At 55.4% G+C, this 22383-nt stretch carries 21 protein-coding genes, 1 tRNA gene and 2 pseudogenes; 8 read left to right on the forward strand and 16 right to left on the reverse strand.

The features are described 5' to 3' along the window. The first annotated feature begins 123 nt into the window (after positions 1-123). Positions 124-1362: a bifunctional glutamate N-acetyltransferase/amino-acid acetyltransferase ArgJ gene (gene argJ, locus JCM17844_RS10710; protein WP_150000954.1), complete on the forward strand. Its 1239-nt coding sequence runs from the start codon at positions 124-126 to the stop codon at positions 1360-1362. Positions 1363-1584: 222 nt separating this feature from the next. Further along, the gene (locus tag JCM17844_RS10715; RefSeq protein WP_150000955.1) at positions 1585-1797 is read left to right on the forward strand and encodes a hypothetical protein; all 213 of its coding nucleotides are present in this window, start codon (positions 1585-1587) and stop codon (positions 1795-1797) included. Between the two features lie 102 nt (positions 1798-1899). Here JCM17844_RS10715 and JCM17844_RS10720 read toward each other — a convergent pair whose 3' ends face one another. Next, positions 1900-2103 (reverse strand): Flp family type IVb pilin, encoded by a 204-nt coding sequence (locus JCM17844_RS10720; RefSeq protein WP_150000956.1) that lies wholly within the window; start codon positions 2101-2103, stop codon positions 1900-1902. A 98-nt stretch (positions 2104-2201) separates the two neighbouring features. On the opposite strand from JCM17844_RS10720, the gene JCM17844_RS10725 reads away from it, so the two are divergent. Beyond that, complete coding sequence (locus JCM17844_RS10725; RefSeq protein WP_150000957.1) at positions 2202-2663, forward strand: (deoxy)nucleoside triphosphate pyrophosphohydrolase; 462 nt, start codon at positions 2202-2204, stop codon at positions 2661-2663. A gap of 78 nt (positions 2664-2741) precedes the next feature. On the opposite strand, the gene JCM17844_RS10730 is transcribed toward JCM17844_RS10725, so the two are convergent. Continuing rightward, positions 2742-3326, reverse strand: coding sequence for a carboxymuconolactone decarboxylase family protein (locus JCM17844_RS10730; RefSeq protein WP_150000958.1), 585 nt, complete (start codon positions 3324-3326; stop codon positions 2742-2744). Positions 3327-3416: 90 nt separating this feature from the next. Between JCM17844_RS10730 and JCM17844_RS10735 the strand changes: the two genes are divergently transcribed. Continuing rightward, positions 3417-3806, forward strand: a complete 390-nt coding sequence (locus JCM17844_RS10735; protein WP_150000959.1) for a hypothetical protein — start codon at positions 3417-3419, stop codon at positions 3804-3806. Between the two features lie 55 nt (positions 3807-3861). Here the strand turns inward: JCM17844_RS10735 and JCM17844_RS10740 are convergent, their stop codons facing one another. The 9 genes from JCM17844_RS10740 to JCM17844_RS10775 all read right to left on the reverse strand — a co-directional run bounded on the left by JCM17844_RS10740 (position 3862) and on the right by JCM17844_RS10775 (position 12994). Next, positions 3862-5040, reverse strand: a complete 1179-nt coding sequence (locus JCM17844_RS10740) for an acetyl-CoA C-acyltransferase (protein ID WP_150000960.1) — start codon at positions 5038-5040, stop codon at positions 3862-3864. A gap of 46 nt (positions 5041-5086) precedes the next feature. Then, on the reverse strand, positions 5087-5530 hold the full coding sequence (locus tag JCM17844_RS10745) for a universal stress protein (RefSeq protein ID WP_150000961.1): 444 nt from the start codon (positions 5528-5530) through the stop codon (positions 5087-5089). 97 nt (positions 5531-5627) lie between these two features. After that, positions 5628-7175, reverse strand: coding sequence for a PepSY domain-containing protein (locus JCM17844_RS10750; RefSeq protein ID WP_150000962.1), 1548 nt, complete (start codon positions 7173-7175; stop codon positions 5628-5630). A 2-nt stretch (positions 7176-7177) separates the two neighbouring features. After that, positions 7178-9328, reverse strand: a complete 2151-nt coding sequence (locus tag JCM17844_RS10755) for a TonB-dependent receptor family protein (RefSeq protein ID WP_150000963.1) — start codon at positions 9326-9328, stop codon at positions 7178-7180. 99 nt (positions 9329-9427) lie between these two features. Then, positions 9428-9619: a hypothetical protein gene (locus tag JCM17844_RS10760; RefSeq protein ID WP_150000964.1), complete on the reverse strand. Its 192-nt coding sequence runs from the start codon at positions 9617-9619 to the stop codon at positions 9428-9430. Continuing rightward, complete coding sequence (locus JCM17844_RS10765) at positions 9616-9876, reverse strand: hypothetical protein (protein WP_150000965.1); 261 nt, start codon at positions 9874-9876, stop codon at positions 9616-9618. The genes JCM17844_RS10760 and JCM17844_RS10765 overlap by 4 nt, the downstream gene beginning before the upstream one ends. 206 nt (positions 9877-10082) lie before the next feature. Then, on the reverse strand, positions 10083-12200 hold the full coding sequence (locus tag JCM17844_RS10770; protein WP_235898976.1) for an ATP-binding protein: 2118 nt from the start codon (positions 12198-12200) through the stop codon (positions 10083-10085). Further along, entirely contained in the window at positions 12128-12658 is a 531-nt protein-coding gene (locus JCM17844_RS16055; protein WP_235898977.1) for a tetratricopeptide repeat protein, read from the reverse strand. Before JCM17844_RS16055 ends, JCM17844_RS10770 begins: the two co-directional genes overlap by 73 nt. 262 nt (positions 12659-12920) lie before the next feature. Beyond that, a tRNA-Gly gene (locus tag JCM17844_RS10775) sits at positions 12921-12994 on the reverse strand. 128 nt (positions 12995-13122) lie between these two features. Here JCM17844_RS10775 and argE point away from each other — a divergent pair. Then, entirely contained in the window at positions 13123-14292 is a 1170-nt protein-coding gene (gene argE, locus JCM17844_RS10780) for an acetylornithine deacetylase (protein WP_235898979.1), read from the forward strand. Here the strand turns inward: argE and JCM17844_RS10785 are convergent. From JCM17844_RS10785 to JCM17844_RS10805, 5 genes and pseudogenes are all read right to left on the reverse strand, one after another. Next, a complete protein-coding gene (locus JCM17844_RS10785; protein WP_150000968.1) occupies positions 14214-15281 on the reverse strand; it encodes an Hsp33 family molecular chaperone HslO in 1068 nt (355 codons plus the stop codon). The genes argE and JCM17844_RS10785 overlap by 79 nt on opposite strands. A gap of 42 nt (positions 15282-15323) precedes the next feature. Continuing rightward, positions 15324-16279: pseudogene (gene argF / locus JCM17844_RS10790) on the reverse strand (ornithine carbamoyltransferase). Positions 16280-16304: 25 nt separating this feature from the next. Further along, a pseudogene (locus JCM17844_RS10795) lies at positions 16305-17485 on the reverse strand (aspartate aminotransferase family protein). 174 nt (positions 17486-17659) lie between these two features. Then, positions 17660-18439 carry a hypothetical protein gene (locus tag JCM17844_RS10800; RefSeq protein ID WP_150000969.1) on the reverse strand — a complete coding sequence of 260 codons (780 nt, stop codon included), beginning with the start codon at positions 18437-18439 and terminating at the stop codon, positions 17660-17662. A gap of 229 nt (positions 18440-18668) precedes the next feature. Beyond that, entirely contained in the window at positions 18669-19514 is an 846-nt protein-coding gene (locus JCM17844_RS10805; protein ID WP_210431831.1) for an ABC transporter permease, read from the reverse strand. A gap of 305 nt (positions 19515-19819) precedes the next feature. Between JCM17844_RS10805 and JCM17844_RS10810 the strand changes: the two genes are divergently transcribed. The 3 genes from JCM17844_RS10810 (at position 19820) to sufB (ending at position 22356) form a co-directional block, all read left to right on the forward strand. Continuing rightward, positions 19820-20227 (forward strand): GcrA family cell cycle regulator, encoded by a 408-nt coding sequence (locus tag JCM17844_RS10810; RefSeq protein WP_150000970.1) that lies wholly within the window; start codon positions 19820-19822, stop codon positions 20225-20227. 186 nt (positions 20228-20413) lie between these two features. Continuing rightward, positions 20414-20866 (forward strand): SUF system Fe-S cluster assembly regulator, encoded by a 453-nt coding sequence (locus JCM17844_RS10815; protein WP_210431832.1) that lies wholly within the window; start codon positions 20414-20416, stop codon positions 20864-20866. Between the two features lie 20 nt (positions 20867-20886). Then, positions 20887-22356: a Fe-S cluster assembly protein SufB gene (gene sufB / locus JCM17844_RS10820; RefSeq protein WP_150000971.1), complete on the forward strand. Its 1470-nt coding sequence runs from the start codon at positions 20887-20889 to the stop codon at positions 22354-22356. The last annotated feature ends 27 nt before the right edge of the window (positions 22357-22383 follow it).

A 22383-nucleotide genomic window follows, 5' to 3' on the forward strand; every position in this document is an offset into this window, starting at 1 on the left:
ACCCGGACAAAGGCTCTTGCATGGTGATCTGCCTCCCATCAAAGTGCGCTGTTTTTGGCTTTCTGCTGCCCCTTTTCCGGGCTGCAGGGGCTGTGTCGAGCACTTGCTTTTAAAGGAACGCCCATGGTTGCGCTAAAACGTTCGCCGCTTGCCCCCAAGCGCTTTCCCAATATGCTGCCGGTACCGGGGATCGACCTTGCCACGGCGGCCACCGGATTACGCTATAAGGGGCGACCGGACTTTTTGGTGATGCGCGCGAAAAAAGCGGTGGCAACCGCGGGCGTCTTTACCCGGTCCCTCACACCATCCGCCCCGGTGGATTGGTGCAAGGCACATTTGCATGATGGATATGGGTTGGCACAGGCCATTGTCGTCAATGCCGGAAACGCCAATGCCTTCACCGGCAAGATGGGGGCAAATGCCGCCGAATCCGTGGCCGAAGCGGCAGCGGCCCGGCTTGGTTGTGCGCCCGGACAGGTGCTTCTCGCCTCCACCGGAGTCATCGGTGAACCGCTCGACAGCCGCCCGTTGATCACGGCGCTGGATGACCTGTCCTTTCACGGATCACATTGGAAAAGCGCCGCAACCGCCATTTCCACCACCGATACCTTTCCGAAAGGGGCCTGTGCCGTCGCACAGATTGAAGGCCAGAAAGTGGTGCTGGCAGGCATCGCCAAAGGATCGGGCATGATCCAACCGGACATGGCCACCATGCTGGGCTTTTTGTACACCAATGCAGCCCTTGCACCTCCTGTTTTAAAGGCGCTGTTGCGCGATGCCGTCGATCATAGCTTCAACCGAATCACCGTGGATTCCGACACCTCCACCAGTGATACGGTTTTGATGATGGCCACAGGAGAAGGGGCACACTACGCCCCGATCACCGAAGCGGACGATCCGCGCCTTGAGGATTTCCGGGCGAAATTGCGTATCCTGACACTGGATTTGGCGCATCAGATTGTGCGCGATGGCGAAGGCGCCAGCAAATTTGTCACCGTGCGTGTTTCAGGGGCCGAAACCGTTGATGCCGCCACGCATGTAGGCTTTGCCATTGCCAATTCGCCGCTGATCAAAACCGCTTTGGCCGGAGAAGACCCCAATTGGGGACGCATCGTGATGGCGGTGGGAAAATCCGGTGAACGGGCGGACCGCGACCAACTGAAGATCTGGATCGGCGACCAGCTTGTGGCGGAAAATGGCATGCGCCATCCCGCCTATGATGAAGCAACCGCCGCCGCCCATATGAAAGGCGCAGATATCCGCCTGCATGTGGACTTAGGGGTGGGAAAAGCCGAAGCCACCGTTTGGACCTGCGATCTGACCCATGGCTATATATCCATCAATGCCGATTATCGCAGCTAAGGATATGGCTTTCTGAGATAGGCAAAGCATAAACGGCATATGAGGCAGGACCTGCCGGGTATCGGGGGAAGATTCTGCCCCCTGCCCGCATCTGTTCTGGAGAATCCTCAGAAGAAAATTAAAAAATACAATTAAAACAGATAATTACACATCTGTTTGGACTCTGGCACGGCTCTTGAAAAGACATCCGCAGAAAGCCAACCGCTTGAAGGAGATCTGATCATGTCCAGCCCGTCCGATGCCTATCTCACCTTGCTGCAACAGGTAGAAAATGCGCTTGAAGAGGCTTTGCATGGAGGCAAAGTGCCGCCCGGCCACAGCCAGCGCGATGAGCTGGAAAGCATGCGCCGCGAAGTATCGGCAGTGCGCCGGGCCATGCTCGAACGCGACATCCCCCAAGAACAGCCGATGACCGCCGCCATGGGCATGCGTTGACAGACACAGAATCCCCCCGTTTGGTGAAGGGTTGGCCCAAACGGGACGATATAAGCAGGCGAAGATCTTTGGTCTTCGTTGCAGATCAATCCGTTTGGAAATTCATTGGGGAGTATCGCTCATGGTGCTTTCTGCATTTTCCATATTGCTTGATAGCGCATTGAAACTATCGATGGCCTCTGCCCCGAACAGAGAGGCCACAGCAATGATAACCACGGACATGATCGCAATGATCAGGCCATATTCCATCATGGTCGCGCCGGATTTGTCGCGCAGAAACCTGCCGATCTGTAAATGGCTATACATGGCCTCTCCCCTGATTCCCCATAAGCCTGCCGGAAAATCCTTGCACAGACGTTAAAGTGTCAATTGTCTGAAAATGCGCTTCATGCTAGGCGCATGGCATGACAGAAAACGCCCATCAATCCGCCCCGTGCCCGCCCCGCCCCATCAATGTGAGCGGCAATCTGCCCATTATCCATGTTGTGGCCGCCGCCCTTGTGGATAGCGATGGCCGGGTTTTGATCGCCCAACGGCCCGAAGGCAAAGCCATGGCGGGCTTGTGGGAATTCCCCGGCGGCAAGGTGGAAGCCGGCGAAATCCCCGAAATGGCCCTGCGCCGCGAGCTTTATGAAGAACTGGGCATCGATGTCTGTGTGTCTTGCATGCAGCCCTTCAGCTTTGCCAGCCATTCCTATGACCGGTTTCATCTGGTGATGCCGCTATTTGTGATACGCAATTGGGACGGCCTTGTGCGCCCCTTGGAGGCGGCCGCGCTGAAATGGGTGCGTCCTATGCGGTTAGGGGACTATCCCATGCCCGCAGCCGATCTGCCCCTTGTGAGCATGTTGCAAGATTTGCTTTAAGAGCTTCCCGCTCGGCCATGCAGGCGGGCTTTTTGCCACTCCAAATAGGGTTTGATGGCATGGAATGTGCCGATCGGATCAGGATTTCTTTTCCGCATAAGGGCCGCGAGAAATCAGGCTATCTTCAGAAACGCCAAGCCCCAAAATCGTGCGGTTTACATAAGAAAAATAAGACACAACCTGATTGATTTCCAAAATCTCACCATCATCAAAGCCGGCATGGCGCAGGGCATCGATATCCATTTTCCCAACAGCGCGGGGGCTGCGGGCCAGCTTTTCCGCATAATGGGCGGCGGCGACATATTTTTCGGCAAGCGCGGTTTGCGGCAAACCGGCTTCCAAAGCGGTGCGGATTTGCGCCGCACGGTCATCATCATCGAGCTGTTCCCGAAGCGCGGCATAGCAATATTCCACACAATAGGGGCAACCATTGACCAGACTTGTATAAACGCCCACCACATCCAGAATCCACGAAGGCAGTTTGTTTCCCGGATGATGAAAAATGGATCTGTAAAGCGCCATATGCCCGGCAAGCGTGTGAGGCCGCAGGGCGTGCGCCATCAAAAGGCCATCAACAATGCCATCTTCCGCCTCGGCATCCTCATAGAGAGATTTGAGTTCCCCGCTGGCTTCGTCGGGCTTGATCGTCGTGATCCAAGTCATTTTTGACCCCCCAAGTGCCGGTTATGACACGGGATATAGAATACGTTAAGATGATTATTAACGCCCCGATATGGTTTGGGAAATAGGATTATGCTTGGGAAAAAAACTGGATTGCTCATCTTGTGGTTCGTAGCATCACAAACAGCGCTTGCACAATCACAGGATCACCCGCCCCCATCCAGGCCAGAAAAGCTGGCACAAGATGCCAGTGCGCCCCCCTTATGCACGGCACAGCAAGAAGGCCTGTTGAGCTGTCAGGCCAACCGGATTTGCGAATGTATTCATGCCAATGCGGTTCCGGCGCAAGGGCTTCCAGCCCGTTGGCGTTGGGATTGCTCCATCAAGCGGCCACAATGCGAACAGCCACCAGCGGATCTGGGCCAGAATCCGGGCCAGAATCTGGACCTGAGCGACTGGCCTGTGATCATCGACTATGAGCACGAGCATGGCCATAAAAACAAGGCTGACCGGCCCCGATAAAGCATGGCAATACGGGACCGGACCGGCCTTGGGAAGAAAGAGCGAAGAGGCTAAATCAAACCACTTCAAACAATCCGGCAGCCCCCTGGCCACCGCCCACGCACATGGTGATAACAACGAATTTCACACCGCGTCGCTTGCCTTCGATCAGCGCATGGCCGGTCAGACGCGCCCCCGACATGCCATAAGGATGGCCGATGGAAATGGCGCCACCATCCACATTGAATTTTTCAGGATCGATGCCCAGCTTGTCGCGGCAATAAAGCGTTTGGACGGCGAAGGCTTCGTTCAGTTCCCAAAGACCGATATCATCCACCGTCAAACCATGAAGTTTCAACAATTTGGGAATGGCAAACACCGGACCGATCCCCATTTCATCCGGGTCGGTGCCCGCAACGGCCATCCCGCGATAAATCCCCAAAGGCGCGATACCGCGGCGCTCGGCTTCGCGGCTGTCCATGACCACCACAGCGGACGCGCCATCTGAAAGCTGGCTGGCATTGCCTGCGGTGACACATTTTCCCGGACCCCGCACCGGCTTCAAGGACTGCAATCCTTCCAAAGTGGTGCCGGGCCGATTGCCTTCGTCTTTTTCGATATGCACATCCCGACTGGAAATCTCACCGGTTTCCTTGTCTTTCACCAGCATTGTGGTGTCGAAGGGAACAATCTCCGCATCGAAACGGCCCGCATCCTGGGCCGCGGCGGTGCGTTGCTGCGAGCTGAGCGCATAGGCATCTTGCTCTTCGCGGCTGATACCATAGCGCTGGGCAACAACTTCGGCTGTATCGATCATCGGCATATAAGTGGCTGGGCGCATCGCCACCAAAGACGGGTCCGGCTCCACCCGGAATTTCTCGTTCTGGACCATAGAGATGGAATCAACGCCACCGCCGACGGCAATTTTCTGACCGTCAAACAAGACCTGCTTGGCCGCCGTGGCAATGGCCATCAGGCCAGAGGCGCATTGGCGATCCACCGACATACCGGGAACATGGGTCGGCAAGCCGGCCCGCAAAGCCGCCAAGCGGCCGATATTGGGGGCCTGCACCCCTTGTTGCAACGCCGCACCAAGGATCACATCTTCCACTTCCCCCGGATCAATACCCGCCCGTTCTACCGCTTTGGCGATCACATGTCCGGCCAAAGTGGGGGACGGCGTGTTATTGAACGCCCCGCGAAAAGCTTTCCCGATGGCAGTCCGGGCGGTGGAAACGATAACGGCATCATGCATGGGTTTTATCCTTTAGAGACATCGGCTCGTGAAAGAGACATTTTCGTTACGGAACCAAAACGACTGGCGTTTCCGCGATGTGGGCAACGGAATTGGCCACAGAGCCAAGAACCAGATCCGCAAAGCTGGAATGGCCGCGTCTACCGACGATGATCATTTCCGCCTGCCGCTCTTTCGCCAGCTTTTTCAGCTCGCGGGCGGGATTGCCCCAGCTATAATAACTGTCCACATCCGTAACGCCCAAGGATTTGGCAAGCTCGACAAGCGGAGCCAGAACCGTTTCCTTGGCAATTCTTTCTTCTTCTTTTTTATCGACGGGACGGCGCATGGCTTCTTCCACCGAAAGCGGAGTGAAGCCCGACCAATGGACGATATTGGCCAATAGAATTTGTCCACCGCTATGGGCCGCATGCCTGGCGGAAAATTCAACGGCCCGACGGCTGCACTCGCTTCCATCCACGCCAACGATATAAAGATAGGTCTTGGACATTTGGCTCTCCCCTTCAATCCATCTGGCTTTCCTGATGACATATCAAAAAAGCCGAAGGACTAATTCTGACAGAGCCTTGCGCCGATTGCCCGCAGGATCAAGGGCTCTTTTTCCGCTGTGTGCCCGATTGCCGGATTCGGCGGATTTGTGTCACCCACCCGAACAGGCTTGTCAGCACGATCAGGGCGACAAAGCTCATGATCACCACATCCCGCGGCTTTTGCCCCATCCAGTCGAGGAAGCTCCATTTATGGATGGTATTGAAAAATTTTCCTTCCCGCACATCCGCCTTGCTGACGGTGGCTGCCACAACCGCATCAGCGGCATCAACGAACAAAAGCGGCGTTTCGGGATCGTCAAAGGCCACACGCCAAACCGGCAAGCGCTTGTTCAAAAACCCGTATTCCGGGGTAAAGCCATGCACCTGATCCATAGAGACGATCCGGTTTTCGCCGAGTCCGATTGCCTTTGTTGCCAGCGCCCGCGCAATATCTTGCGCGGCATTTTCCATCAATGCTCCGCTGTCGCCTTTGATCCACAAGGCTGTGGGCAATGCCTTGGCAGCAGACATTACCTGATCCGGCATCGCCCCATGATGGGCATGGGCAAGCGCGCTATGACCGGCGCTTTGCTGCGGGGCCGCCAACGCCACCCGCCACACAAGATCACCCGCTTCCGAGCGTGCAGCCGAAAGGCCTGTTACCGCCTGTGTTGCAGCGTGGGTTTGTGCCATAGCCGCCATATCATCGCCCTTTAGCCCTAAAAGCTCGGACGCTGAAAAGCGGGTTTGCGGCACAACCGAAGGGGCAGCACTCAAAAGCGTACTGGCATGCAGCAAATGATACAGGCCGGAACTTGAAAACATCAAAGCCGGAATCACGGCCGCATGGGCAAGAATCCGATGCCATTTGCGGTCCATCGTGGCTTTTCTTCTGGCCCGCAAAAGAATCAGCAAACCAAGCCCCAGCACCGCCGCTGCAAACAAGCTGCCAATCAATAAACCGATCAGCATCACACGCGCCCATTCCGCACCTGCGGGTAAAAAAGACATGGTGTGCACATTGGTGAACACCGTAAGGATCGCATCCCGTTTTCGATTGCCGATCGTTGCCAATCGCCCGCTGCCGGTATCCACATAAACGGTGATACGGTCCGATCGGTCAAACACCACACGCCAGACGGGCAAAAGCGGATTATTGGCCGGATAATCCGCCGTATGCTGCGTGAGATAATCAGCCGATTTGATGGGGCTGCTTTGATCGCCACTATAATATCGGGCCAAGGCCTCGGCCCGCATTCGGTCCCCATCGGGCTGTTCAGCGCCGGTTTGCGGATTGAAATAACGGCGCGGACCATCCGCCCCTTCCCGGATCAGATAATAATCATTGGCGGTCTTGGCGGCCTCCGGTCCGGTGCGAACGGCCCGCACTTCAACGGCGGATGAAATACCGGCCCCTTCCATGATCGCGCCGGGGGCCTGTGCGCCCCCTAGTTCAAGCGGCCAGACGGGCGTGGAAAAACTGGCGGGACGCGGCGACAGCCACACCATGATCGGATGTGAAAGACCTGACAGCCCCCAAAGGAGGGCTGCCACGCCTGCAATCCATGCGGCTCGATGATGCCATTTGAATACTGATTGCTTCATGATCAAAAGCTGGCCTTGATCCCGGCAAAAACACCAATACCGTCACCGGGCGTAAACACATTGAGCGCCGTTCCGTCAACGGAGGCATCAATCACGTTCGAAAAGGTGGAGATGTACCGCTTATTGGTGATGTTTTGCACATTGGCATAAAATTCCAGTCCATCGGCGATGGTTGCCCCGGCCTTCAGGCCGAACACCGCATAATCGGTGGCTCTCAATGTATTGGCAAAGTCCACCCATGGTGCCTTCGGCGCCCATTCCAGAGTCATGGCAATATGGAAACGATCCGGCTCTTCCAACCGCACTTCCGCATTCAGCAAATGCCGCACGGTCACCGCAAGCTGATTGTTGCCGAACTGTTCATCATTCTGGAAGAAGAAATCGCTCAGCGTATAGGCTCCTTCGATGATCAAACGGGTATCATCCCGCCCGAACAGGCCCTCGGCGGCGGTCAGATGCAGACCCGCTTCCAACCCTTGATGGATGGTATCATCGGCATTGAAGCTATTGGCCGGGATATTGCCATCAATGGCAAAGCGCAGGAATTCCCCTTCGATCCATGCCCGGTATAAGGTGACATCCCAAGCCAGCGGGCCCATGGCCCCCCGCGTTCCCACTTCAGCGGTCCAGCTTGTCTGCTTTTCAAGTTCGACAAATTGCAAGATCGGCCGCTGCACCAGTTCCGAGAAAGCCGGCGGCTCGGCGCTTTTGGTGATGTTGGTCCAGATCTGCGTGCGGGGAGCCACATCCCAAAGCAGACCGAATTTGGGATTGAGAGCTGAATAATTCACCACATCATCATTGATGGGATCGAAATTGTCCGTGTAATCACGCTTCGTCGCAAAGGCTTGCAGGCCCAGATCCAGCGCAAATGTATCGGTCAGATAGATCTGGTCCGTTGCATAGCCTTGAATAATGGACGCATCCTGCTGCGTGGACTGGATATGAAACCCGCGCCGACCGCCTTCATTGACAAACCAGTCATCATCAATCGTGCTGCGCCGCGCGGTCATGCCTAGGGTGATGTCATGGCGCAATCCGGCAAGGCTCAGACTGTCTGTATAGCGCCCGAACAAGCCATAATCCCGCACTTCATCGTCAATAAACACAAAGATGGGATGGTCAAGATCGCGGATGGTGCCATAAGCGCCGAAATCCAGTTGCCCGCTGGCCCCCATTTGCACACTGGTTTTGTTGATCAGCCGCAAGGACCGGATATTACGCGCCCAGTCATTGTCGATATTGTTCTGAACGGCCTGTTTGCGGTCTGTGAGAGCGGTGTCGAAATCCAGCGATCCGGGGATTTCCTGATTGATATGATTGGCGATCAAATAGAAGCGGGTTTCCACCTGTTCTGAAAGTTTTATACCCACATTGGTTGTAAACCGCCCGGTGATTTGCGTGCTATGGTCGCGAAACTGGTCGGAATGGACGCCGGTGGCCCCAGCGAAGAAATCCCAGTCATCTCCGGCCCGCGCCATCATTCCGGTCACCTTGGCCGTGCCGAAACTGCCGCCTTCCACCATCAGGCTATTGGCATCTGCGGCGGTGCGTCCGGTGGGGGAAACCACATTGATGGCCCCGCCCAAGGAAGCCGCGCCAAAATCGAAACCATTGCCGCCTTTATACACTTCAAGATAGCGCACAAGTCGTGAATCGATTTCCTGAAAATCACCAAAACCGTCAGAGAAGTTGATCGGCGTACCGTCCAGCAACAGCTCGACACCGCGCAAATGGAAGTTCAGGCCCAATCCCGATCCACGGATGGACAGGCGAATTTCTTCCGAATAGCGTTCTTGCGCCAAAACACCGGGGGTCATACGCAGCATGTCGCCCAGATGTTCTACATATTCCTGACCGAATTCTTCAGCAGCGACCAGATCCACCGCCCCGGAAATACGCGTCATCCGGCGGCGCGCCTCTTCCAGGCCGGGGGCTGTCATGGAGCCCTTGCGGTCTTCGGTCACAATAATTTCTTCAACGATGGAGCGGTTTTTTGGCCCGTCCGCTCCCTCTTCCTCCAAAGAGGCGGCCCAGCCTTGGACAGTAAAGGGCATATGGATCAACAGGCCGAAAACAAGAGCGCTGGCCGTTTGGCAAGCACGGGCCTTCGCGCGGGCATTCAGCCTGCGGCTTTTCATAGAACGCAACATAAGGATATATTTCCCGAACACTCGTGCGCATTACGATTGGGCGCACAATAACGCAACTGGCCCGACAGGAAGGAGCGGGCGTTTATAGATCAAAAAGCGTCAGGCGTATGCGGGAGGGGCGCGGGCATCGAAATTCCCAAGGGCCGCCATATTATCAAGGCGGATATCCTTGGGCCATGCCCAGGAGCGGGCCATGGTCCATAAAGAAAGCAGGCATCCCAGAAGAATCATTGCAGCGGCGAGAGCTGCTATCACCGCAAAGACGCAAGGCGCTGCATCACGGTGTGTCATATCCGACTGTGTGCCATCTGCTTGTGCGTGATGTTGATGTTCGTCAAAGACCCCTTCAAAGGGCGTGCCTTCGACCAGCCTTCAAGACCATCGGGGCAGAGCACAATCAACGGACCATCGGATTGCGCCCATGACATGTCAATCATAAAGCCTACAGGGATCAAAGCACGCAACAACAGGCCGCTTAAAAGCAGCCAGAGCCCCCAACGCGGAATGGGAAGCGCCCCTTGATATGTGTGACAATCACGCATGGTCATATGGTGCCGCAGCTTGCGCGAAATGTCAACTTATAAGTGCGAAGATTTTATATCATGGTTATGAATACGGGAAGAATGTCTCAAAATAATCACAAGGGAGACTCCCCTTCTGTTTTTTGTGAATACGGCGCCGGAAAAGGCGTCTTATATGGTCTGTCTTTCATCGGACATTCTGTGCCGATGCCCTTCTTCCGCCCAGAGCGAGCCTATGCCACAGACCGTCCGGTAAGGCGGGTGATTTCCGCCGCCAGCACATCCAGATTAAGCGGTTTGGAAACAAAGCCGTTAAAACCGGCTTTTGCGAATCGGGCCTGATCGTCAGATTGCGTGCTGGCCGTCAGCGCAATGATCGGCGTATGGGCCTCGCTACCCTTGAGCGACCGGATGGTCTGTGTGGCGCGAACGCCATCCAGCACAGGCATATAGGCATCCATCAACACCACATCCCACGCGCTGGTCTTCACCTGATCCACCGCTTGGGCGCCATCATCGACAATCTCATAATGCACATTCCAGCTTCCCAAAATCGCCGACATAAGCTGTTGGTTCATATCATTGTCATCTGCCACCAGAATACGCAGCGGACCATCGGCCTGCTGAACATCCGGCGAGCCCACCGGATCGTCACTCGGTTGATCCGGTGTATCGCATGACAGATCAGGCACAGCATCAAGACTGTTCTCGGACAGGCTCGAACAAAGCTGGCATGGCTCGCTGGAATCCGAGGCAATCTCTACCGGGATTGCAAACCAGAATCGGCTTCCCTTGCCTTCTTCGCTGTCGAAACCAATGTCCCCACCCAAACACAGGGTAAGCTGGCGGCAAATATGCAACCCTAGTCCGGTTCCTTGGATATCTCCTCCGGCGCCCAGCTTTCCCTGATTATATTGCTCGAACAAGATGGCCTGCACATCATCGGCGATGCCGGGACCGCTATCCACCACTTCAAATAACAGGGCCATTTTTCCTGCGTCTTTCTGCTTTTCAGAGCGGGAAATACGCACCAGAACGCTCCCTTTTTTGGTGAACTTGATGGCATTGGAAATCAGATTGAACAGCACCTGCTGGATGCGATTGGGGTCGGCAATGATCCGATCAGGCAAATCCGCAGCCAGATGAACATCGAAGGTCAGGCCACGCTCTTGCGCATTGGGTTGCCATAAATCACGGTAGCCCGAAACCAGGCTTTTCAGATCAATGACACATGGCTCCAGATCTACTCGTCCCGCTTCGATTTTCGAAATATCCAGCAGATCGTTCAGGATCACCAACATCGCCTGACCCGCCTGACGAATGGCTTCGGCCTGTCGGCGTTGGACCGGGTCGAGCGGACTTTTCAACAGCACTTGCGCCATGCCCAGCATGCCATTGAGCGGGGTGCGGACTTCATGGGTGGTTGTGGCCAGCAAATCGGATTTCGCCTGATTGGCTTTTGCCAATGCATCCTTCGTTTTTTCCAGCTCCATCGCCTTTGAAGCAGCGACTCGGCGGGCAAGAATATTGCTCCGCAAGCTCCAGGCAAGCCCCCCCGCAATGAGAACCATGATCGCCAAACTGCCGACCGTGACCTGTCGATAGGATTTTTCCCTGTCCAATTGCAGGGCCTGGATTTTCTGATCGCGGTTCAAAAGGGCAATTTCATGGTCCTTTTCCGCAAGATCGAATTCGGTGCGTAAAAGGGACAGGGTGCGATCACGTGCCTGATTGAACACCGCATCTTTCAAATCGATGTGCTTTTCCAAATGCTGCAATGCATTTTCAATATTGCCTTGCGCACGCTCGATTTGGCTCAAGAGCACATGGATATCGCGCAGACGGTGATTTTCCTTGGTTTCAAGAGCAAGATCCAACGCCCGACTGGCAAGGGCAAAAGCATCGCCCACACGCCCATCGGCCAAGGCGATCTGTGCCAGATACTGAAAATTGTCGCCAGAAACGGATTTGATGCCCAAGCGTTTTGAAAGCGTCAGGCTTTGATTGAGATATGGCGCGGCCTCCTGATATTGCTCCATCCGAACCAGAGCTTCACCGGTATTGTGCAAACCATGCGCAAGAAAATAAGAATTGCCGGAGGCACGGGCCAGTGCGCGGGCTTCTTCCAGCAAAGGAAGCGCATCCTTAGGGGTGCCACCTTCCATCAACACATAGGACAGATTAATTAAAATCCGATTCAGCAAAGTCGCTTCATCCAGACCCCGGGTCTGCTGAAGAGCCGTACGCAAGAGGCTCTCCGCCTCTTGATAATCGCCGGTCAGCGCATAAAGCGTGGCAATATTGGTGAGGGATTGCACAAGGGCCGATTCCAGACCCAGACCCCTGCGCAAATCCATCGCCTTACGCATGGCCAATAAAGACCGATCCATTTGGCCAAGGCGCATATAGCCACGCCAAGCGAATCATTGGCATCGGCCAAATCCGGCCCTGTAATGGCATGGGATTCGGCAATGGAAATAGCTTGATTGCCCAATTTTAAAGCATCGTCAAAAGCGCCCAGGCGGGTTTGGGCGCGGGCGGCGAGACTTAAGGCTTTGACCTCCAGCCCGGGGGCCTTGATATCCGCCACCCGTTCCAGCGCTTGTTTGGCAAGGGATAGCGCCTGCGTCGGATCGTAATCGCTTGCGGCCACGGCATCGCCCACAAGCTGTTCCGCCGATTGGAGCTGTGCCGACCGGATTGGGATTTGCGAGGCTGAAGCAGGATTGCTCCAAATCACCACTAGGAGAAACATCCACAGGGGCAAAGAGGTAGCCACTTGCCTATTGGGCCGTTCAACGTGGTTCACTGGTTCCGAATGTCCTATATGGAAAGAGCCTGAAAGCTTCTCCACCCTACAAATTACGTGTTTCTATTTTCTTAAGACGAGGCATCGCCCAGAAAAATTACGAGAATATTCGTATAATTGGCGAGGGCAGGAAATATGGCCAAGGCTATGAATGTTTGTCGCGCACCCCATCAAACCATATGACTTATGCGCCGATGCTGCCGAAAAAGGACCGCAGCCCCACATGGCTTTGAGCATCAGCGCATTGGCAGGAAATAAGGAATGGAGCGGGTGAAGGGAATCGAACCCTCGTCACTTGCTTGGGAAGCAAGAGCTCTACCATTGAGCTACACCCGCATCAGACTGGGCAGGAACCTAGAGCCGGTGCGTTGCGAAATCAAGCGTCAATGATTGCACAGCACAAAAGGCGCTGGCATGGTGGGCTTTCTTCCTCTTTGCAGCCCAAGGACTCTGCCGTGCAGCCAATGGATACGCCGCTCGAGATCATCAAACATCTGATCAGCTTTCCCACCATCAGCCATAACAGCAATATGGATCTGATCGCTTATGTGCGGGGGCTATTGGCCGAGCATGGCATCACCGCGCAGTTGTTTGAAAATCCAGAGGGCACAAAAGCCAATCTATTGGCCAGTTTCGGGCCTCGGGATACGCCCGGCCTTCTCATCTCCGGCCATACGGATGTGGTGCCGGTTCTGGGGCAAACCTGGTCGCGCGATCCTTTTGAAGCCACCATCCATGAAGGACGGCTGTTTGGGCGCGGCGCATGCGATATGAAAGGCTTTATCGGGCTGGCTTTGGCATTGATCCCACGCCTTGCCAAAGCCGATTTGAAAATGCCCGTGCATCTGGCCCTGTCTTATGACGAGGAAGTGGGATGCGCGGGCGTGCGCTCTTTGGTGGATCATCTGGCGCATCTGCCGGTCAAGCCACGCTTTGCGCTGGTGGGCGAACCCACCTCCATGAAAATCGTCACCGCCCATAAAGGGATCTGCGTGCAACGCATCACCATCACCGGAAAGGCCGCCCATTCCAGCCTGCCCGATGAAGGGGCCAATGCGCTTTTTGCTGCCGGTGATCTGTTGGGCTTTCTTTCAAAAATGGCCACGGATCTGCGCGAGATTCGCGACGAACGATTCGAGCCTGCCTTCACCAGCATCAATATCGGGCAGATTTCGGGCGGCAATGCGGTGAATATCATTGCCGATCATGCGGTAATCGATTGGGAGTTCCGGCCCATCCCCGAAGCCGATCCCGATGCACTTTTGGCGAAGATAAAAGACTATGCACAAAGCGTAGTGTTGCCGAAATTGCGCGCCACAGCCCCCCAATGCGACATCCGGTTTGAAACCATCGCCCAAGCCCCGGCTTTGGATGCTGCGGGATCAGAAGATGCGGAAGCGGTGATGCGCAAGCTGACAGGGGCCAATGAAAGCCATGCCGTTTCCTTCACCACCGAGGCCGGATTGTTCCAGAAAATCTCTGGTATTCCGGCCATTGTGTGTGGGCCGGGATCCATCGAGCAGGCCCACAAGCCCGATGAATATGTGAGCCTTGATCAGCTTGGGCGGGCGCAAAGGCTTTTATCGGCTCTTGTCGATTGGGCCGAGCGAGGCCAGGCAGAATCAGCGTTATGAAGATAAGGGCAGAGGGCCAAAATCACAGCGTCACTCTGCCAACCCCACATCGTTGGGGGCAAAATGATAAGCGCGGCTGCAAAATTGGCAAATGGCTCGATCTTCTCGTCTTTGATCATATGGCGCAGATCATCTTCGGGAAAAGTACCCAGAACGGCCAGAAGCTTATCGCGGGAACAGCGGCACTGATGCGCAACATCCAAGGGCTCGGACACCCGCACGCCATCTTCGTGATAAAGCCGGTATAACAGGCTGTGCAGATCAAGCTTCGGGTCCAGCAGCTCCACCGCCTTGACACTTTCCATCAAGATGGATGCACGCCGCCAGTTTTCCTGCTCATTGCGGTCCAAAAGCCGGGGGCCACCCTCTTCACCATGCGCCAGATGTTGCACCATGATGCCGCCAGCCCGCCAATGTCCAGACACCGGATCAATATCCGCCGCCAGACGCAACGCTGTGGGCGTTTGTTCGGAATTCAGGAAATATGTGACCGCACAGTCGCTTAAACTTTCTCCAGTCAAGTCCACAATACCTTGATAGCGCTCCATATCCGCGCCTTGATCGATGGTCATGGCCATATAACCGCCATGCCCCACAAGGCTGCGAAAATCCAGATCCGCCCCCAAAGCCGCCAAGGCTTCCGCATCATAATCCGCATAGCCCCGGATATGACCGGGCGTATCGAAATCGGCGACCAGAAAATTCACCGGCGCACTGTCTTTGGCCTTGGCCTGAATGGTAACCGTGCCGTCGAATTTCAAGATCGAGCCCAAAAGCCCCGCCAGTGCCACCATCTGCCCCACCAAAGTGGCGATCGCCTTCGGATAATCATGGGCGATGATAATTTCATCCACCGCTGTGCCCAGCCGGATGGCGCGGCCGCGCACATCCATGCCTTCGATCTGGAAGGGCTGGACCTGATTGTCCGACGTGCCGCTATCCGCCACGATAATGGGCCGGTTGTCTGATCGTTTGGCACTGTCCGTCATGGTTCAACTCACGCTTAAGGGCCGAACGCCCCCATTATCACATTAGCAGGATCGGTTAAGGCACCAATTGAGAATCGCCTTTTGCGCATGAAGGCGGTTTTCGGCCTGTTCCCAAACCGCCGATTGCGGGCCATCCATCACCGCATCCGTTACCTCTTCACCACGATGGGCAGGCAAGCAATGCAAGAACAGCGCATCGGGGGCGGCATGGGCCATCAGATCCGTTGTCACCCGATAGGCTCGAAAGGGGCCAATTCCGAAGGCGCCCGTTCCTGCCCCATGGAGCTCCATGTATCGGTATAGATGGCGCGCGCGCCCTTCACCGCTTCCACTGGATCATCGGTCACGACCACATCGGCTCCTTCCGCCTGTGCCGCCGCCAGCACATCTGCATCGGGCAAATGGCCGCTTGGACAGGCAAGGCGCAGCCGAAAATCAAAGCGCATCGCTGCATGAATCATCGACGTAGCCACATTATTGCCATCCCCCAACCATGCAACGCTTTGCCCCTTGATCGGGCCATTGGCTTCCTCGAAGGTCAGCATATCAGCCATCAACTGGCACGGATGGCTGTGATCGGTCAGGGCATTGATCACCGGGATCGACGCATATCGGGCCATTTCGGTCAGATTGTTATGGTGATCGGTGCGCAACACAATGGCATCGCCATAAGCAGACAACACCCGCGCCGTATCGGCGATGCTTTCGCCGCGCCCCAATTGCAGCCGGCTGCCATCCAGATCGCTGGCTGCCCCGCCAAGCTGACGCATGGCCACTTCAAAGGAAATCCGCGTACGGGTGGAGGATTTTTGGAAAATCATCAGCAATAGATCGCCATTCAAAGGCGCTTTGCGATCAGCCGCCCCTTTGGCAAGGCCCGTGCGCCCCGCTTTCATGGCTTTGGCATCCTCAAGAATACCGCGTAAGGTGGTGGCATCCAGAAGATCCAGATCCAGAAAATGCCGTACAGCGCTCTGCGCCGCGTCAGACCGTGTCATATATATCTCCGAACCCCGAAAGGGCTTATCCCGCATCGTTCTCGACGTCTTGCGTCAAACTGGCGAGGGTTTTCTCCAAAAGCACCATGGCTTCATCCACCTGTGGGCGCTCGATAATCAAGGGCGGCAACAGACGGATCACATTGTCACCCGCCGGAGCCACCAAAAGACCATTGGCCAAAGCCGCCGCCACCGTTTCACGCGGATCAAGGCCACGCAGCTTCACGCCCAGCATCAGGCCGCGTCCGCGCACGGCTTCAACCACATTATGATGGCGGCTTGCAAAATCATCCAAAGCGGCCTTGAGATAGGCCGCAATATCGATCACATGATCCAGAAAGCCCGGCTTCAGCAATTCATCGAGCACCGCATTGCCCACCGCCATAGCCAACGGATTGCCGCCATAGGTGGTGCCATGGCTGCCCGGTGTCATGCCGCTGGCCGCTTCTGCGGTGGCCAAGCACGCCCCGAAGGGAAAGCCGCCGCCAATGCCCTTGGCCGCTGCCACAATATCGGGGGTAATCCCCGACCATTCAAAGGCAAACATCTTGCCAGTGCGGCCCATGCCACATTGAATTTCATCGCAGATCATCAAAAGACCGTTTTCATCACACAAGGCCCGCACGCCCTGCATATAGGCATCGCTCAGTGGATTGACCCCGCCTTCGCCTTGAACCGGCTCTACCATAATGGCGGCGGTTTCCGGCGTGATCGCCATTTTCATAGCGTCCAGATCGCCGGGGATCACCCGGTCAAAGCCGGGCAGAAGCGGCCCAAAGCCTGTGACCAGTTTCTCCTGACCAGCCGCGGAAATTGCCGCCATGGAGCGGCCATGAAATGCACCTTCCAATGTGATAATGCGATTTTTTTCCGGCTGGCCCTTGTCATAAAAATATTTCCGCGCGGTTTTGATCGCGCACTCAATGGCTTCCACGCCAGAGTTCACAAAGAAACATTTCTCGGCAAAGGTGGTTTCCACCAGCCGTTCCGCCAAACGATCCTGATGGGGAATACGGTATAGATTGGAAGTATGCCACAGCTTCGCCGCTTGATCTTGCAGCGTTTTCACCAGATGCGGATGGGCGTGGCCAAGGTTGAGACAGCAATTCCAGCATTGAAATCCAGATATTGGCGGCCATTCACATCGAAGATATAGGCGCCTTTGCCATGGTCAAATGCCACCTCTGCTTGCCGATAAACCGACATCAGTGCTGAAGTCACTGCGGCCTCCCTTTTTTTCCCATATGACCGGCCCTGTCCAATGCGGTTATGTGGGCCGAAAACAGTTGGCGCGGCCCCCATTCAGGCGCCGCGCTCAAGTCTGTTGGCAATATCGGGTTTCGGGCTGCCCCTGTCAATGTAGCGGCGGTCCAAAATCGATTACTGGTCGGCCCGATCCGCGATCAAGGTCAAATCCCGCCGTTGTATGCCATGCATGGTGGTGGAAGACTTGGCGATCTTGAAATACCGTTCCAATAGATCCATCCAGCCAGCATGATCTTTCATCATGGCTTCAATCTCCGCATTGCGTTGGGCCATGGTGGCCGCATCGGGCGCATAGCTGATGAAGGTCACCTGATTGCCTTGCATGCCGATGCCTTCATAATAAACATCATAGGCATAAGGAATCTCGAGCTCCTCGTAGATAGCCTTGACATCAGCCAGCATGTCTTCCACCTCGTCCCAATGGCCGAGCTTGAAGCTGAAGCTGTCGATTTCCATGAAGACATCGCCATCAGCAGGCGAACCGCCGGCGGCGGGTTTATAAGACACTTCTTCAGCATAACGTGACAACCAGCTGCGGCTGTCCAACAAAGATGTCTGCATGCCATTATAGTGGTCTTGAAAGGCATCGCCCCCTTCTTCCCAAACCATGCCACGGGCGGCAAACACCTTATCCAGATCCGCATACTGTCCGATGGGAGTCACCAGATAATATAAATTGCGCCATTGAGCTACATAGGTGTCGTGGGGATAGCCCGCTTCCTTGGCCATATCAAACATGGCTTTGAGATGCTCTTCAAAGGCGGGGATATGGGCCGGGTCCACCTGCAATTCGGTGATCATCTCGCGCTTGGGGGCATCCGATTGCGCAAAAACCGCCGCGGATAGCAAAAGAAAAACAGGGGCGATAACGGCCCCAATCCATTTACGGAACATAAGGTCTCTCCCTAATATGTGGTGCGTAACAACACAGGCGGGAGATCATGCCATCTTAACGCCTACCCACATTTCTAGACACAAAGCGTCCCGTCCCTTTGCGCACTATAAGACAAGCGGTAAATAAAACAAAATAATATGTGAAATAGGAAGGAATTGCCCATAGAACAAAAGGATAGGCCGGTGCCTACCCTCTGTCAGTTTATCAAGGCAATGCCGCGTCAAGCGATCAGGATTTCAATCGCCAACCGGATTTCAAGGCCCGCCATGTGATGACCCACAACAGCACATCAATGCCCGCAATCACCATGGCACCGGTCATAACGGAACTGTCTGCCTCACCGATAAAGCCGTAGCGGAAGCCGTCAATCATGTAGAAAAACGGATTGAATGCCAAAATCGGCTCCAGCCATTGCGCGCCCGAGCCCATTTTTTCCTTCAGCCGGTCGATGGAATAAAATGTGCCCGACAACAAGGTCAAAGGCCCGACAATGAAATTGGTGATGGTGGCCACATGATCGAATTTTTCGGCCCAGATACCGGTCAAAATGCCCATCAGCGACAACATGATGGCGGCCCCCGCCCCGAAATATAGGATCGCCAACGGATGGGTAATCATAATGGCGGGAATAGGCAAAAGCGCAAAACAGCCGATCAGCACCGCACAGATGGTCAACCCGCGTGTCACACCGCCCGCCACGAAACCCAAAGTCAGTTCCGCCGGCGATAAGGGCGGCATCAGCACATCAACGATGGTGCCCTGCACCTTGGCGATAATCAGCGACGATGATGTGTTGGCAAAAGAATTTTGCAGCAAGGCCATGATAATCAGGCCCGGTGCGAGAAACTGGGTATAGGCCACAGAGGTGGTCACCCGGTCGGAGCCGCCCAAAACCACCGCAAAAATCAGAAAGAACAAGATGGCCTGAACGGCAGGCGCGCCGATGGTTTGCATCCAGACCTTCAAGAAACGACGCACTTCCTTTTCATAAACGGTCCACAGGCCAAGACCGTTGATCCGTCCGATACGGCGGCTGCCGGGCTTGTGAATGTCATTGATGGCACGCATGGTCATAAAGCCGTCTCCAGACGAGGATACAAACGATTTTCCCGCCTGAACCGATCCGGTGGGGGAAAATCGTTGCCCACAAATATCCGTCTCGCCCAGCCAGCGCAAGTGGGCGGCAGCCTCGCCACCCGAAAACACTCCCTCCCCGGCCCTTGGGATGTTATTTGGACATCTGTGCGGGCTTGTATGCGCGCGATAAGCCTCTATATAGTGCGCTCAATCCAATTTGAGTGCGTGATGGAAATCGCCACAATGTGCGTTTTCGGGTGTTCCCCGATGTGCTTTGCGACCTTTTTGCTTAAGGAAGACCCATGGCTTGGACAGATGAAAGAATCGATCTCTTGCGGCGCTTGTGGGAGAAAGGCTTATCTGCCAGCCAGATTGCCGGGGAAATCGGCGATGGCGTGACACGCAATGCCGTGATCGGCAAAGCCCATCGCCTGGGGCTGAAGTCCCGCCCTTCACCGGTGAAAACCGATTCGAAAAACAAGAAAGCCTCCGGAAAGGCTGCGAAAAAAGATAAAAACGCCAAGGTCACGCTTTTGGATCTGACGGAACGCATGTGCAAATGGCCCATCGGCCATCCCGGCGACGACGATTTCCATTTCTGTGGCAAAAACTCTGTTGCGGGCATGCCCTATTGCGAAGCGCATTGTCGCGAAGCCTATCAAGCCCAGCAGCCGCGCAAGGATCGCCGCCCCCCGCGCGTGCGCCCCTGATCTTTCGGAAAGGCCGCATGGGACCACCGACCGTGCCAAGCGCGACGCCCCATGCCCGAAGCCCGTATTTCACATTATTGACAGGACCCCGCAGCGCCCCCATTTGAAAGTGGACAGTTTCGGTCCGATTTGTTATGCGGAGTCGAATTTTTACGGATAAGGTTCACGATCAAGGGTGAGGCGGCTGTGATCAGACTGACAAATCTCGCAGATTATGCCGTTGTTTTGATGGGCTCTCTGGCCCGCCGTGACAGCCGTGTGAATGCGGCCGATCTGGCCTCGGAAACCGGCCTTCCTGTGCCGACGGTTTCAAAAATTCTGGGGGCTTTGTCGCGCGCTGGTCTGGCTTTATCCCATCGTGGCTTGAAGGGCGGTTTTTCTTTGGCCCGCCCCTCGTCTGAGATCAGCATTGCCGATGTGATCGAAGCGGTGGACGGACCCATCGCCCTTGTGCACTGCATTGAAAACGCGCCCGGCGATTGCGATTTCGAACCGGTTTGTTCTATGCGCACCCATTGGCAGGTCATCAATGCCGCCGTGCGCGATGGCCTGTCGGGGGTCACGGTTGCCGATATCGCTCATAGCCCGTTGCCACCTGCCTTCGCCCAGATGCGCGGCGCGGCGCGCGACAAGTTTTAGTCTAAAAAGGACGCTACCAGATGGTTGCCACCACCCAAACCAAAGATCAGGTCGCCGAACTTGCTGGCACATACAAGCATGGCTGGTCCACCGAGATCGAATCGGAGTTTGCGCCCAAGGGTCTTAATGAAGATGTGATCCGTTTCATTTCGGCCAAAAAAGAAGAGCCGCAATGGATGCTGGACTGGCGCTTGAAGGCCTTTGCCATGTGGCAAAAGATGGAAGAGCCGGATTGGGCGATGATCAGCCATCCCCCCATCGACTATCAAGACACCTATTTTTATGCGGCCCCCAAGGCAAAGGATGGCCCCAAATCCTTGAACGAGGTGGACCCCGAGCTGTTACGTACCTATGAAAAACTGGGTATTCCCATTGCCGAACAGGAAGTTCTGGCAGGGGTTGAGGGGGCGGCCAAAGTGGCGGTGGATGCGGTGTTCGACAGCGTATCGGTGGCCACCACCTTCCGCAAAGAGCTTGAAAAGGCCGGCGTGATTTTCATGTCGATTTCCGAAGCCATGCGCGAACATCCCGAGCTTGTCCGCAAATATCTGGGCTCTGTGGTGCCGCAACGGGACAATTTCTTCGCCACATTGAATTGTGCCGTCTTTTCCGATGGCACCTTTGTCTATATCCCCAAAGGGGTGCGCTGCCCCATGGAGCTTTCCACTTATTTCCGTATCAATGCGGAAAATACCGGCCAGTTTGAGCGCACACTGATCATTGCCGATGAAGGCTCTTATGTCAGCTATCTGGAGGGCTGCACCGCCCCCATGCGCGATGAGAACCAGCTGCATGCCGCCGTGGTGGAACTGATCGCGCTGGATGATGCGGAAATCAAATATTCCACCGTCCAGAACTGGTATCCCGGCGACAAGAACGGCAAAGGCGGGATTTACAATTTCGTCACCAAGCGCGGGGCCTGTCGGGGTCGCAATTCCAAAATTTCCTGGACACAGGTGGAAACCGGCTCGGCGATCACCTGGAAATATCCAAGCTGTATTCTGGAAGGCGATAATTCCGTCGGGGAATTTTATTCGGTGGCGGTGACCAACAATCGCCAACAAGCCGATACCGGCACCAAAATGATCCATATCGGCAAGAACACCCGCTCGAAAATCATCTCGAAAGGGATTTCGGCGGGCCGTTCCAACAACACCTATCGCGGATTGGTGCGGGTGATGGGCGGCGCCGACAATGTGCGCAATTTCACCCAGTGCGACAGCCTGTTGCTGGGCGATCAATGCGGCGCGCACACCGTTCCTTATATCGAGGTGAAAAATCCCACCGCCCAGATCGAGCATGAGGCCACCACCTCGAAAATCTCCGACGACCAGATGTTTTACTGCATGGCCCGCGGATTGGATGCAGAAGAGGCGGTGGCCATGGTGGTCAACGGATTCGCCAAAGAAGTGATGAAAGAACTGCCCATGGAATTCGCCGTCGAGGCGCAAAAGCTGTTGGGCATCAGCCTTGAAGGCAGCGTCGGGTAACACGGCCCTCAATGGGCGACATAACAC

Origin of the sequence: Iodidimonas gelatinilytica (assembly GCF_008579125.1) — a bacterium.
In the GTDB taxonomy this organism is placed as follows: domain Bacteria; phylum Pseudomonadota; class Alphaproteobacteria; order Sphingomonadales; family Rhodothalassiaceae; genus Iodidimonas; species Iodidimonas muriae.